15 protein-coding genes are annotated in these 12,702 nt (G+C 50.0%); 8 read left to right on the plus strand and 7 right to left on the minus strand.

The annotated features are described in order from the left end of the window. From C1A10_RS00430 to C1A10_RS00465, 8 genes are all read left to right on the plus strand, one after another. A partial coding sequence (locus C1A10_RS00430) for an SDR family oxidoreductase (protein ID WP_145997673.1) occupies nucleotides 1-210 on the plus strand: 210 nt, incomplete at its 5' end. Nucleotides 211-491: 281 nt separating this feature from the next. Beyond that, nucleotides 492-1,208 (plus strand): FadR/GntR family transcriptional regulator, encoded by a 717-nt coding sequence (locus tag C1A10_RS00435; protein WP_101908347.1) that lies wholly within the window; start codon nucleotides 492-494, stop codon nucleotides 1,206-1,208. Then, nucleotides 1,192-2,502: an ABC transporter substrate-binding protein gene (locus C1A10_RS00440; RefSeq protein WP_101908348.1), complete on the plus strand. Its 1,311-nt coding sequence runs from the start codon at nucleotides 1,192-1,194 to the stop codon at nucleotides 2,500-2,502. Before C1A10_RS00435 ends, C1A10_RS00440 begins: the two co-directional genes overlap by 17 nt. A gap of 92 nt (nucleotides 2,503-2,594) precedes the next feature. Next, a complete protein-coding gene (locus C1A10_RS00445; protein WP_341456872.1) occupies nucleotides 2,595-3,467 on the plus strand; it encodes a carbohydrate ABC transporter permease in 873 nt (290 codons plus the stop codon). A 15-nt stretch (nucleotides 3,468-3,482) separates the two neighbouring features. Then, nucleotides 3,483-4,370 (plus strand): carbohydrate ABC transporter permease, encoded by an 888-nt coding sequence (locus C1A10_RS00450; protein ID WP_341456873.1) that lies wholly within the window; start codon nucleotides 3,483-3,485, stop codon nucleotides 4,368-4,370. Between the two features lie 49 nt (nucleotides 4,371-4,419). Next, a complete protein-coding gene (locus C1A10_RS00455; RefSeq protein WP_101908349.1) occupies nucleotides 4,420-5,238 on the plus strand; it encodes a transketolase in 819 nt (272 codons plus the stop codon). Next, on the plus strand, nucleotides 5,231-6,163 hold the full coding sequence (locus C1A10_RS00460) for a transketolase family protein (protein WP_101908350.1): 933 nt from the start codon (nucleotides 5,231-5,233) through the stop codon (nucleotides 6,161-6,163). Before C1A10_RS00455 ends, C1A10_RS00460 begins: the two co-directional genes overlap by 8 nt. Before the next feature lie 15 nt (nucleotides 6,164-6,178). Then, entirely contained in the window at nucleotides 6,179-6,577 is a 399-nt protein-coding gene (locus C1A10_RS00465; RefSeq protein ID WP_101908351.1) for a cupin domain-containing protein, read from the plus strand. A gap of 101 nt (nucleotides 6,578-6,678) precedes the next feature. Here C1A10_RS00465 and C1A10_RS18165 read toward each other — a convergent pair whose 3' ends face one another. From C1A10_RS18165 to C1A10_RS00495, 7 genes are all read right to left on the minus strand, one after another. Next, nucleotides 6,679-7,152 (minus strand): hypothetical protein, encoded by a 474-nt coding sequence (locus tag C1A10_RS18165; RefSeq protein ID WP_145997674.1) that lies wholly within the window; start codon nucleotides 7,150-7,152, stop codon nucleotides 6,679-6,681. Between the two features lie 102 nt (nucleotides 7,153-7,254). After that, the gene (locus C1A10_RS00470; RefSeq protein ID WP_101908352.1) at nucleotides 7,255-7,758 is read right to left on the minus strand and encodes a hypothetical protein; all 504 of its coding nucleotides are present in this window, start codon (nucleotides 7,756-7,758) and stop codon (nucleotides 7,255-7,257) included. 134 nt (nucleotides 7,759-7,892) lie between these two features. Beyond that, a complete protein-coding gene (locus C1A10_RS00475; RefSeq protein ID WP_101908353.1) occupies nucleotides 7,893-8,768 on the minus strand; it encodes a dihydrodipicolinate synthase family protein in 876 nt (291 codons plus the stop codon). 31 nt (nucleotides 8,769-8,799) lie between these two features. Further along, nucleotides 8,800-9,597, minus strand: coding sequence for a gluconate 5-dehydrogenase (locus C1A10_RS00480; protein WP_423241407.1), 798 nt, complete (start codon nucleotides 9,595-9,597; stop codon nucleotides 8,800-8,802). A 72-nt stretch (nucleotides 9,598-9,669) separates the two neighbouring features. Next, entirely contained in the window at nucleotides 9,670-10,977 is a 1,308-nt protein-coding gene (locus C1A10_RS00485) for a TRAP transporter large permease (RefSeq protein WP_101908354.1), read from the minus strand. Between the two features lie 5 nt (nucleotides 10,978-10,982). Further along, nucleotides 10,983-11,480, minus strand: a complete 498-nt coding sequence (locus tag C1A10_RS00490) for a TRAP transporter small permease (RefSeq protein ID WP_101908355.1) — start codon at nucleotides 11,478-11,480, stop codon at nucleotides 10,983-10,985. A 94-nt stretch (nucleotides 11,481-11,574) separates the two neighbouring features. Beyond that, on the minus strand, nucleotides 11,575-12,651 hold the full coding sequence (locus tag C1A10_RS00495) for a TRAP transporter substrate-binding protein (RefSeq protein ID WP_101908356.1): 1,077 nt from the start codon (nucleotides 12,649-12,651) through the stop codon (nucleotides 11,575-11,577). Between the last annotated feature and the right edge of the window lie 51 nt (nucleotides 12,652-12,702).

Consider the following 12,702-nt stretch of genomic DNA (forward strand, 5'->3'; position numbering starts at 1 on the left):
GCGCCGCTGCGCGAGCGCCAGGCGGACGGCTCCCGCCACCCGTTTGATTCCTTCATCATCGCCAAGACTCCGGCAGCCCGCTGGGGCACTCCGGAAGATCTGATGGGGCCCGCTGTGTTCCTCGCATCCGACGCTTCCGATTTTGTCAACGGCCATGTGCTTTATGTGGACGGCGGTATCCTTGCCTATATCGGCAAACAACCGAAGTAATCATGTTTTAAAACGGGGTCCGGACAGTACTGTCCGGACCCCGTTTTACGTAATCGAAGAATTCGTCAAAATGCATAAATACCATGAGAAAAGTTAATTCATTATCACGTTTTATGTGAAATCCTCTTGCAAAACGCAAAAAAATCTTTATACTAAGTTTAAAGCAATGTTTAAGTGTGTTTTAACTGGTCTGACGTCTGATTAGCAAGAGAATGTCATTTCTCTTGCTTTCTCAATAAGGCAACTGGTCTGACGTCTGATTAGATCAAGGAGGTGGCATTTTGACCGAACATATCGCTGCTCAAAAAGAGCTGCCGGCCCGGGCGGCCGACCGTCTGCGTGAAATTATTATCAACAGCAACAGGCAGCCCGGGGATCGATTCCCAAGCGAAAGTGAATTGATCAGCATGTTCGGCGTTAGCCGTTCTACAATCCGCGAAGCGGTAAAACTGCTGGTGGCAGAAAATGTGGTGGAGATTCGGCGCGGCAAAGGAACTTTCATCACCAGAAGGCCCGGTGTCGGCAAAGATCCCCTTGGGCTTCATTTTGCCGACCAGCACAAGCTGCTTCAAAACCTGCTGGAAACTCGTATGATTATTGAGCCTCAGGTCGCCTATCTGGCGGCGCAGCGGGCAACCGAACGGGATATCACCATGCTGGAACAGGTGGTGCAGCAGATGCGGGACGCTCCTGACCCCAAAGCGGTGCATGCTTCGCTGGACATTAAATTCCATTCAATTGTTGCACAATGCACACAAAATGAGGTACTTCATCGATTTCTTCCGATTATCTGCGAATCGATTCGGGAAGGCTATTATGAGACAGTAACCATCCAAGGCAGCCAGGAACGCGCAATGGAAAGTCATATCAAAATACTCAGCGCCATCAAAAATCGGCTACCCGATGTTGCCAAACGGGAAACCGAGAAGCATATATCCCTGACCGCAAGAGACGCGAAACTAAATTTAGGAGGAGAAACTAATGAAAAAACTAATTAGCACAGCTTTGGCTCTGGTGTTGTGTGCCGGAACGCTGGCCGCTTGCGGCGGCAAGGATGCTGGCGGTTCATCCGCTCCTGCCTCTTCCGCAACTCCTGCTTCCTCTGCAGCTTCATCCGAGGCAACAGCCAACGAGCCTGTTACCATCACGCACTGGTATTGGGCCGATAACAGCGAATATTCCGCTGTTATGCAGGAAATGGTGAAAGACTTCAACGCAACCAACGGCAAAAATATTACTGTTGTCGCCGAGGAATATCCCTGGGACGGCGGAAAATACAGTGAGAACCTCTTCACCGCGGTTATGGGTGGCGGCGGTCCTGACACCGCATCCTGGAAGCTGACCGCTACCCCGCTTTTCACTGCCAATAACCTGCTTGCCAATCTTGATGACTATGTTGCAAACTGGGCAGACAAAGACCTCATTGAGCCCAGCCTGTATGATGTTATGAAGCAGGCCAGCGGCACAGACAGTATTTATGTGATGCCTTGGAATACCCAGGTGCTCTATGTTTATTACAGACCTTCCATGTTCAAAGAAGCCGGCGTAGAGGTTCCCAAAACCTACGACGATTTCCTTACCGCCTGCGAAAAACTGACCCGTGATACCAACGGCGACGGCAAAACCGACGTATACGGATTCGGAATGCGCGGTTCGAAGGGCGGCCAGGAACCTTGGGGCAGCTTCGTCCAGGCGCGCGGCGGAAACTTTGAAGATTTCACCACGCCGGAAGCCATTCAGGGTATGCAGGACTTCATTGATCTGTACACCAAGGGCTATGTTCCCCCGACGGCAACAGCCGACGGCTTCAATGAGATCATTGCAAACTTCAAGAGCGGCAAAACTGCTATGACCGTCCACCACACGGGCTCCTCTGCCGAAATGGTAGATACCTTTGGTGATGATGTTGCCGCATTCCCCTTCCCTGCGGGTAAAGGCCAGTGGACTTCCATGGGTGATACCGAAAACGTGATGTTCGAGTCCTGCGAGAATAAAGATGCCGCTTTCGAGTGGATGTCTTATCTTGCTACCGGTAAGGGCCAGGAAACCTGGTGCGTCGCTACCGGCAATGTTCCTGTCAGTAAAGAAGTACAGCAGCTGCCGCAGTTCCAGGAAGACCGCTTTATGAAAGCTTCCATTGAGGGCGCTCCGTATGCCGGTATCTTCCCGATTCTGGACACCACGACCGAATGGATTTCCAACGTATGGCCCAACACAGTCGCCGCTGCCCTCACCGGCCAGATGACCGCTGAACAGGCGATGCAGGAGCTCCAGAAAGCACTCTACGCATAACACACTAAATCGTTGTCATAATAAGGGCAGGCTGCAAAAAAGCCTTTGTAGCCTGCCCTTGCCATATCGAAAATTAAAGTGAGGTGATCCGCTTGCAGAAGAAAAAGATGACTATTTGGCCTTACCTGTTGATCGCACCCGCATTAATTATCGTTTTGGCCGTGGTATTTGTTCCTGCAGTCAATGCGATTCTGATGAGCTTTCAAAACTACGATTTGCGCCGCCCCAATCAAATTGGTTTTGTAGGCTTTGACAATTATGTAGCGGTTTTTCAGGACCCGATTTTCTGGAGATCTCTCTGGAAAACAATTCTGTGGGTGGTGTTCGGCGTTGGATTCCAGTTTGTCTTTGGCTTTGCGCTTGCACTGCTCCTGAACAAGAACTTTAAAGGGCGCGGAATCGCCCGTGCGGTCAGCCTGATCCCGTGGGTCACCCCAGGCGTTCTGATCGGTCTGATGTGGCGCTGGATTTACGACGGTAACTACGGTGTTCTCAATGACCTGTTGCAGAAGGTCGGAATTATATCGGATAATATCCCTTTTCTTGCTCAGCAGACCACCGCGTTTCCCTCGGTCATTGTAACAATTATCTGGCAGGGAATCCCGTTCTTCGCGCTGATGCTGCTGGCCGGTTTGCAGGGAATCCCCGGCGAACTGTATGAGGCCGCGGACATTGACGGCGCTACCTATTTCCAGAAGCTGTTCCAGGTTACAATTCCCTCTTTGAAAAATACCATTTTTGTGACCACTCTTCTGCGCATCATCTGGGTTGCCAACTCGGTGGACGTTATCTTCAACATGACCGAAGGCGGGCCTGCTTATTCTTCGCAGACTTTGAGCGTGTACATCTTTAATAAGGGAAATTCCCTGAACCTTGGCTACGCGTCCACGATGTCCGTTCTGCTGACGCTCTTGCTGTCGCTGGTTGCGGTACCTTATTTAAGGAATATGTTTAAGAAAGATTAGAAAGGAGGAGCAGCAATGCCTGCAAATCAAACTACATCGCCGGCCGGTGAGGGCCCCATGCGGTATACTCCGCGCAAAAAAAAGCTGGCGCCTCGTATTTTCAGCCTTTATATCCCGATTATAGCAATTTTACTGTTTCTGCTGTTCCCATTCTACTGGACTTTTGTAACCTCCGTGAAACCGGAGCAGGAACTCTATGGAGCCGCTGTAACCTACTGGCCCCAAAACCTGACCTTTGAATCCTACAGAAAACTGTTCGTTGACTTTAACTTCCTGAGGCCTATGGGCAACAGCCTGCTTGTTGCCGTGATTACCACGGTTGTCACGCTGATCGTTTCGATGCTTGCCGCTTATGCGTTTTCCCGTTATGACTTCAAAGGCAGAAAAGGCTTCATGGTGATGTTTCTGACCAATAACATGTTCCCCTCTGTTCTTCTGCTGATCCCGTTGTATGCCATTATGCGCAAGCTAGGCATCCTATATACCCCGACTGCGCTGGTGCTGGCTTATACAACGTTTACCATCCCGTTCTCCGTGTGGCTGCTCAACGGTTATATCAACGACCTTCCTCTTTCACTGGAGGAAGCCGCTATGGTGGACGGCGCTAACCGCGCCCAGGCCTTTATCAAAATTATCCTGCCAATTTTGACCCCCTGCCTGATTGCAACAGGCGTGTATATTTTTATGCAGTCCTGGAACGAATATACCTTTGCGGTGATGTTTACAAACGAAAATAACCGCACGATCCCGGTAGCGCTGAAAAATCTGATCGGTCAGCTCGGCGTTCAGTGGGACCTGCTGACTGCGGGCGGTATCATTACGATTATCCCGGTCTGTATCATGTTCTTCTTTGCACAGAAACGACTTGTGGAAGGTTTGACCGCAGGTGCGGTAAAAGGCTGATCATGCCGGCATCGCCGATGCCGTGCCGATAAAAAGGAGTTATATAGGAATGAATATTGCACAACAACAAGAAAAAGCCAAACAGCTGCGTGCGGATATCCTCAAGATGCTCTACACCTGCCAGTCGGGCCATCCGGGCGGCTCCCTCTCCTGCGTAGAAATGCTGATGGCGCTGTATTATAATACGATCAAAGTGGACCCAAAGAACCCCAGGTGGGAAGACCGCGACCGTGTTGTTTTGAGCAAAGGCCATGCCTGCCCCGCGCTTTACGCGGTTCTCGCGGATATGGGCTTCTTCCCGCGGGAAGACCTTTGGGATCTTCGCCAGATCAACAGCCACCTGCAGGGGCACCCGGACTGCACCAAAACCCCCGGCGTTGACGTGAACACCGGTTCCCTCGGCCAAGGTGTTTCCATTGCCGGCGGGCTGGCAATGGCTGCAAAGCTCAAGAAAAAAGCATATCAGATTTATGCCATTATCGGCGACGGCGAGGCTCAGGAAGGTCTTGTCTGGGAAGCTGCCATGTCTGCCGCGCACTATAAACTGGATAACCTGACCGTTATGCTCGACCATAATGGCCTGCAGATTGACGGATCCAATGACGAGGTTATGAGCATAGGGGATATTGTAAAGAAATATGAGTCGTTTGGATTTGAATGTATCACCGTTGACGGGCATGATATTCAGGCGATTGTGGGAGCCATCGAGGCGCCGCATAACGGCAAGCCGAAATTCATCTGCTGCCAAACCCATAAGGGCCACGGCGTGTCCTTTATGTCCGACCAGTACGGCTGGCATGGGAAAGCGCCGTCTAAAGACGATTATGAGAGAGCAATCAAAGAACTGGGGGTAGCAGTCAATGGCTGAGAGTAAATCGCTGAGAGTCGCCTACGGGGAAACACTCGTGGAGCTGGGCGCTGAAAATGATAAAATTGTGGTGCTGGACGCCGACCTTGCGCATGCCACAATGACCAACGGATTTGCCGGACAGTATCCGGAACGTTTCTTTAACTTCGGTATCGCGGAAGCAAATATGATGTGCGCGGCCGCAGGCTTCGCACATTCCGGGCTGATCCCTTTCTGCAGCACCTTTGCGCTGTTTGGCGCCGGCCGCGCGTATGAGCAGATCAGGAATTCGATCTCTTATGTCAACGCAAATGTGAAGCTTGCGCTTTCCCATTCCGGCCTTTGCGTCGGTGAGGACGGCGGAAGCCATCAGTCGATCGAGGATATCGCACTGATGCGTGTGCTCCCCGGCATGACCATCTTCGTCCCCTGCGACCCGATTGAAACCCAAAAAGCGGTGCGCGCCGCTGTGGAAATCAACGGACCGGTTTATATCCGTGTCGCGCGTCCGGTTTGCGACTGCGTCACGGAGGAGGACACCCCATTTATCCCCGGCAAGGCGAACATCATGCGTGACGGTTCTGACGTTGCGATTCTGGCTACCGGCCTGATGATCCCGGAAGCGCTGAAAGCCGCCGACCTGCTTGCAGATGAGGGCATCAAGGCGGCGGTTGTCAACTTCCACACCATCAAGCCGTTGGACGCTGACTGCGTGCTCAAAATGGCTGAACAGTGCGGCGCTGTCGTGACCGCTGAGGAACATTCCATTATCGGCGGGCTCGGCTCCGCAGTTGCGGAAGTCCTCGCCGGAAATTCCAATGCGAAATTTGCCCGCGTCGGCGTCAATGACAAGTTCGGAAAATCGGGCAAGCCGGCCGACCTGTTTAAAGCCTACGGCCTGACCGCTGAAAATATTGCAGCCAACTGCAAAAAACTCATTAAATAAAAGGAGCTTGTCATCATGAAAATTCAGGAATTTGCCTTTGAAGGGGAAGGCCTCACCCGTGTATTCGAAAACGAAAAATGGATGGTAGGCATCAAGAACTGGAAACCTGCAAACGATATTACCGGAATTGACTGCCTGGAGCGCCACAACGAAACCGACGAGCTGTTTGTCCTTTTGGCTGGCCGCTGCACGCTGCTCTATGCCAATGAAACGGACGGCAAACTGGAGATCGGCGCTGTGGAGATGCAGCCGATGAAGGTTTACAACATCCCTTCCGCCCTTTGGCACAACACCGTTACCCAGAAAGACACCAAGATGATTTTGGTGGAGGACTCCTCCACCGGCATGGCAAACAGCGATATTCTTCCGCTGGATGCCGCACAGCTTGCACAGGTCAAAGCGCTCGTAAAATAGCTTTTCTTTCTCTCCCATTTGCTGAAAAGCATAAAGAAAAGAGGCTCCCGAAAGGGGGCTTCTTTTCTTTGATTTTATCGAGCAGGAATAAAATGAAATAGTTAACGGCTTGTAATTGTTCCTCTTTCAACTGACACTGATGAAGTTGAATGATTTGTTATATAAAATCTATAAAACCCATCACTTGGAATGTCAAAAGATGTCACCAAATAGTCAGTTGTTTTTGTGACTACTTTTGTTTTAGATTTACTTTGCTTTTGATAACCAAAGGTAATTTTGGCCTTTTTATCAAAAGTAATAATTGCAGTAATCGTTTCGTCGGCAACAAAATCGAAATAATCACCATCAGGCGTATAGTAGTAATAGGTTTTGCCTGCTGGAATGCTATGTGGATCTAAAATAACGTTTGGGTGGAAATTTCCTGTAATTAAATTCCCATTTTTATCTTTAATAACAAGATCACAAAAATCATAATTATATGTCTTAGTTTCTCCATTTTTACTTGTCGAGAGTATTGTTATAGTCCCTTGTGATTGTTGATCAGTAAAATTCTCCGCTAATACAGTTGTGTTCATTGCTAGTGCCAGTAATATTACTGAGAGTATTGACGAGATAATTCTGCTTTTCGTTTTTTACACTTCCAATCTTAAATTAATATTCCTGCCCAATATTTCCGACTATTTAATCGTCAGCGATGAAACATGAATAGTATCGGTAGCCGTACACCAAAGAAAAAATTTGTATTCGCCATCCTCAGGTGCTTCAAACTCTGCATAAGCCTGTTCTTTCAAACCGCCCCTTGCGAACACCTGATACTGATCATCAAGGATATAACCAATGGAAGCGTGGTGCCCATTAGGAAGAACCGGGTCGATATGAAACAGAAAGGAAAGCTGCTCCCCTTTCTTCAGATAAAAAGCCTGGTTTTTCGTTTGGTAAATGGCGAGATGTCCATTTTTTACCTGATGGCTTTTCGCGACACCATGTTTTAGTACAATCAATTCACAGGGTCTTGTCTGCAATAGTTTGGAATCCGTTTGATAGGCGCTGTAATCGGATTTCAGGATATATTCCGCCGGCAAATTGGCGAGGCTAGTAGACCTGCTATGTAAATTAAAAAAAGCAAATAAGAAAATAACGAAACATGCGCTTATACCCCCGATCAACTTTGGTTTTGCCATTTATAACTCCTCTTTCTTTTAATTAATAGATACTTCTATATATCTGGTGTTAAAAAAATTGGAAAATATTGCACACAAATAAAAACTCTGTTCACTTTAAAGTAAACAGAGTTTTTTATATAATTAGAAAATAATCAGTCGTTTTCAAGGTTTTCTTTTAAAACCTGATCCAAGAATATTTTCTGGCTGTCCTCTAGCGGTAGGAACGGGCGGCGTGGGATACCGGCGTCAATGCCCATTGTGGTCAGAACATACTTGATTGCCGGAATTAAGCCAACCGAGCACAGCGCTTCCATAATGTTGTTCGCCTTGACCTGCAAAGCCAGCGCGCCTTCCCTGTCCCCGGACAGATACGTGTCATAGATCTTCTTATAGTGCGGCAGCATGAAATTAAAGGTGCTGCCAATTGACCCGTCCGCGCCCAGTGCAAGTCCGGCGACCATGGTCTCATCAAATCCGTTCATGACCGTCAGAGCCGGGTTCAGGTGGCGGATGCGCTCCATCTGGAAGAGGTTCAAATTGGTGTGTTTGATGCCCAGTACGGCGCCGGAACGGAACAGCGCCTGTGTATCCGGATTGGCAAGATCAAACGGGCGGTTGGTGTTTCCGGGAAAGTTATAAATCAGTACCGGCATATCAACCACGGCGGAGATGTCATAGTAATATTGGGCAACCTGCCTGGCGGAAAAGCCGTAATAGAAAGGCGGGGTGGCGGCAATATGATGGAACCCAAGGCGCTTGGCTTCCTTTGCGTAGCGGATGGCTTCGCCGGTAGAAACCGCGCCGATATGTGCTACCAGCGTGGTCCTGTCCTTCAAGCCGGAGGCCGCCTCAAAGGTCTCGACTCGTTCTTTTTCGCTCAGGAGAAAGCATTCCGCGGAGGACCCGCCAAGAAAAAAGCCGTCCGCACCCTGCTTGAGGTTCCATTCCATCAGAGAAACAAGAGCTGTAGAATTTACATGACCGTCGCTGTCAAACGGGGTAATGGATGCCGCATAAATTCCTTTCATCGCTGTCTGTCCTTCCCTTCAGATGTTGTCATTAAGGTTGTTTGCCGATATAGGCAAGGATACCGCCGTCCACATAAAGCACATGGCCGTTGACAAAGTCGGAAGCGTCGGATGCGAGGAACACAGCGGGCCCCATCAGATCTTCCGGAGTGCCCCAGCGGGCTGCCGGAGTCTTGGCGATGATGAAGGAATCAAACGGGTGGCGGGAGCCGTCCGCCTGGCGCTCGCGCAGCGGCGCGGTCTGCGGGGTCGCAATGTAGCCCGGTCCGATGCCGTTGCACTGAATGTTGAATTCGCCGTATTCCGAAGCGATGTTGCGGGTCAGCATCTTGAGCCCGCCCTTTGCGGCTGCATAGGCGGATACCGTCTCGCGCCCCAGTTCGCTCATCATTGAGCAGATGTTGATGATTTTGCCGTGGCCTTTCTTGATCATCGAAGGGATTACCGCCTTGGACACAATAAACGGCGCGTTCAGGTCTACATCAATGACCTGACGGAACTCTTTCGCGCTCATCTCCAGCATCGGGATACGCTTGATAATGCCCGCGTTATTAACCAGGATGTCGATGATACCGACTTCCTGTTCGATTTTGGCTACCATCTCGTTGACCTGCTCTTCGCTGGTCACGTCGCACACATAGCCGTGGGCTTCTATTCCCGCCTCTTTGTATGCGGCCAGTCCTTTATCCACAAGCTCCTGCTTAATATCGTTGAACACGATTTTCGCTCCCGCCGCCGCATACCCGCTCGCGATTGCAAATCCGATCCCATACGACGCGCCTGTTACCAGCGCTACCTTTCCATCCAGTCTGAAACTATTCATATTCATGATTTCAATTCCTCCTATTAGAATAATCTAAGTTGAAGAACAAGGCGCGGAAAACCGCGCCTTGCTCCTATCTTATTTAATGAGTCCCAGTGCATTGGGAATCAGCATCGAAAATACCGGCAGATAGGTAACCAGCAAAAGCGCGGCGATTGTAACCACGAAGAAAGGCAGCAGGGTTTTGAACACCCCTTCAATTGAAATGCTGCCGACCTTACAGCCAGTAAACAAAATCGGTCCGACGGGCGGCGTTATGGTACCGATACAGAGGTTCATTACCATCATAACACCAAAATGCACCGGATGCATCCCAAAACTCATGCAAATCGGCAGAAAAATTGGTGTGAAGATCAAAACCGCCGGTGTGGGATCCATAAATGTACCGACAACGAGCAGAATGACGTTCATAATCAGCAGGATCACGGTCGGGTTATTCGTGAAGCTCAGCAATCCGTTGGCAATAATGCTGGGGATCTGCGTGAAGGACATCACCCAGGACATAATGGAAGAAACGCCGATCATGAAAATAACGATGGCTGTGGTTTTCGCGGATTCCAGCAGCAGCTTTGGCAGATCGGACAGCTTCAGCGAACGGTAGATAAAGCTAAGGATTAGAGAATAAACCACTGCGATTGCGGAACCTTCGGTAGCAGTGAAAATGCCGCCGAGGATGCCGCCAATGACGATTACAATCAGCAGCAGGCTGGGGATTGCGTCCAAAAACAGCGCCAACACTTCTTTGGGAGTATATTTCTGTGCGGAAACGTAGCCACGTTTTTTCGCCATGAAAGCAACAAGAATCATACAGCCAATACCCCAGAGAATACCGGGCAGATAGCCTGCCATGAAAAGCGCGGAGATGGATACCGATCCGGCGACAGTGGAATAGACGATCAGTGTGTTGGACGGCGGGATCAGCATTCCGGTCGGCGCGGAAGCGATATTGATCGCCGCGATAAAATCTTTGGCATAGCCTTCTTTTTCTTCAAGCGGAGTCATGGTACCGCCGATTGCCGCGGCAGCGGCCACGCCGGAACCGGAAACCGCGCCGAACAGCATGTTCGCGACGACATTGGTCTGCGCCAGAGAGCCGGGCAGCCTCCCCGAAAACACTTTCGCACAGTTAATCAGCCTGATGGCGATGCCGCCGTTATTCATGATATTGCCTGCCAAAACAAAAAACGGGATAGCAAGCAGTGAGAACGAGTTGACACCGGTAAACATCCTCTGTGCGGAGGTAATCATCGCGCCGTCGAACGGAAGGATCAGCAGCATGGCTAAAACAGAAGAGCCGCCAATACTGATACTGATCGGAACGCCCATGGCGAGCATGACAAAAACAGAAACCGCCATAACAATTGCAGCGGATAATGCAGGACTCATTGGATTTACGCCCCTTCCCTTGATCCGTCGCCCGCGGCAAACTGTTTTGCAAGCCGGGAAACGTTATAAATAAAGTAGAACACAATCAGGATGCCGCTGACCGGGATCACCGCATAGATGATTCCGACGGGTATCTGCAGCGCGGAATCAAGCTGGATCATCTGTTTCAGGGCCCCTTTATACCCGCCGACAATCATCACTGTCAGCGCAAATAAAACAATGAGAATCTCACTGAAAATTTCCACAGTCAAACGGGTCCTGAGCGGCAGTTTATCGCGCAGAAAGGCGATATTCATATGTTCGCGCAGCCCGAATACATAAGCGCCGCAGATCATTACCAACCAGACAAACAGATACTTTGCCAGTACCTCACTGATCGCGCTCGGCGCATTGAAAAAATAACGGGTAATTACCTGATAAGTAACTAAAATCGTCATAAACCCGAGTAAAAAAATACAGATCCACTCAACAGCTTTGTCAATCGCTCTCTTTATCGCAGCCATGCAATCCCTCTCCTCCGGTAGCATCGTATATCGTAGGAAGCCTGCCTTGTCACAAGGCAGGCTTCCCTCCCTTTAAAAACTGTATAAAACTGAATTATTCTGCAAGGGCACGAACAGCGTCATAAAGCTTCTTTGCGTTTTCAGAGGTCGCAGCAACTTCGTCATGAAGCGGTTTGCATGCTTCCTGGAACGGTTTGATGTCAACGTCTTCAACAAAAGTGGCCCCGCCGTCAATCGCGGTTTGCTTGGCAGCATCAATCTGCTCATTCCAGAGCTCAAATTCACGCTCGGTGGTTTCGTCGACCAGCTTGGAGAAAATCTCTTTCACATCATCCGGCATCGCGTTATGGATGTCGGTATTGATAATGAGCAGGTCGGGAACCATCATGTGCTGGGTGTAGGAGAAATAGGGAGCAACCTCGTAGTGTTTCAGGTCGGCATAGGTGATTTCATTGTTTTCACCGCCGTTGATTGTTCCCTGCTGAATCGCAGTGTAAACTTCGCCCTGGCTCATCGGGGTGCCGACGCCGCCCATGTAGTTGAGCATGGAGATGCAGGTCGGGGATTCCATCACACGGATTTTATAGCCCTTCAGGTCTTCAGGGGTGTGGATGGGTTTGTCGGTATAAACACTACGGGCACCAGCGGTAAACGCAGTCAGCACGTCAAACCCGTTATTGGCAGCGGAAGTGTCGGCAAACAGTTCATCCAGCGCACCGGAGGTAAATACCTTTTTCTGATGTTCCTGACTGTCATAGATATACGGCAGGCCAAGAACGGCGAAATCTTTGTTGACGTTTTCAACGATGGAGTTTGCAACCATTGCCATTTGAATGGAACCGTTTTGCACCAGCTCGAAAGCGTCTTTCTGGGAACCAAGCAGTTCGTTGGGGTGGATTTCAATCACATATTTGCCGTTGGTCTGTTCTTTGAGTTTTTCGCCCATTTCAGCCAGCGCCTTGTACTGCGGATGATTTTCAGACTGGTTGAACGCCAGCTTGAGCACCACTGCGTCGGCTGCCGGAGCGGTTGTGCTTGTTTGACCTTCGCCCGCGGCGGAAGCAGCGCCGGAAGCGGCAGAACTGACGGATGCGGATTGCCCGGCACCTGTGCAGGCACCCAGAGACAATGCAATCGCTGTGGAAAGGACCATCGCAATTACTTTCTTCATAAAAAATTTTCCTCCTTGAACAATACATAATCCTATGAAAACCGGCAATAC

This window comes from Marasmitruncus massiliensis, assembly GCF_900186535.1.
In the GTDB taxonomy this organism is placed as follows: Bacteria; Bacillota; Clostridia; order Oscillospirales; family Ruminococcaceae; genus Anaerotruncus; species Anaerotruncus massiliensis_A.

What these genes read in the sequence shown, in the direction of transcription:
- C1A10_RS00440 (WP_101908348.1), top strand. Translation starts at nt 1,192, where the DNA reads ATGAAAAAACTAATTAGCACAGCTTTGGCTCTGGTGTTGTGTGCCGGA.
- C1A10_RS00485 (WP_101908354.1), bottom strand. Translation starts at nt 10,977, where the DNA reads ATGAGTCCTGCATTATCCGCTGCAATTGTTATGGCGGTTTCTGTTTTT.
- C1A10_RS00490 (WP_101908355.1), bottom strand. Translation starts at nt 11,480, where the DNA reads ATGGCTGCGATAAAGAGAGCGATTGACAAAGCTGTTGAGTGGATCTGT.
- C1A10_RS18165 (WP_145997674.1), bottom strand. Translation starts at nt 7,152, where the DNA reads ATGAACACAACTGTATTAGCGGAGAATTTTACTGATCAACAATCACAA.
- C1A10_RS00460 (WP_101908350.1), top strand. Translation starts at nt 5,231, where the DNA reads ATGGCTGAGAGTAAATCGCTGAGAGTCGCCTACGGGGAAACACTCGTG.
- C1A10_RS00495 (WP_101908356.1), bottom strand. Translation starts at nt 12,651, where the DNA reads ATGAAGAAAGTAATTGCGATGGTCCTTTCCACAGCGATTGCATTGTCT.
- C1A10_RS00450 (WP_341456873.1), top strand. Translation starts at nt 3,483, where the DNA reads ATGCCTGCAAATCAAACTACATCGCCGGCCGGTGAGGGCCCCATGCGG.
- C1A10_RS00455 (WP_101908349.1), top strand. Translation starts at nt 4,420, where the DNA reads ATGAATATTGCACAACAACAAGAAAAAGCCAAACAGCTGCGTGCGGAT.
- C1A10_RS00475 (WP_101908353.1), bottom strand. Translation starts at nt 8,768, where the DNA reads ATGAAAGGAATTTATGCGGCATCCATTACCCCGTTTGACAGCGACGGT.
- C1A10_RS00480 (WP_423241407.1), bottom strand. Translation starts at nt 9,597, where the DNA reads ATGAATATGAATAGTTTCAGACTGGATGGAAAGGTAGCGCTGGTAACA.
- C1A10_RS00470 (WP_101908352.1), bottom strand. Translation starts at nt 7,758, where the DNA reads ATGGCAAAACCAAAGTTGATCGGGGGTATAAGCGCATGTTTCGTTATT.
- C1A10_RS00465 (WP_101908351.1), top strand. Translation starts at nt 6,179, where the DNA reads ATGAAAATTCAGGAATTTGCCTTTGAAGGGGAAGGCCTCACCCGTGTA.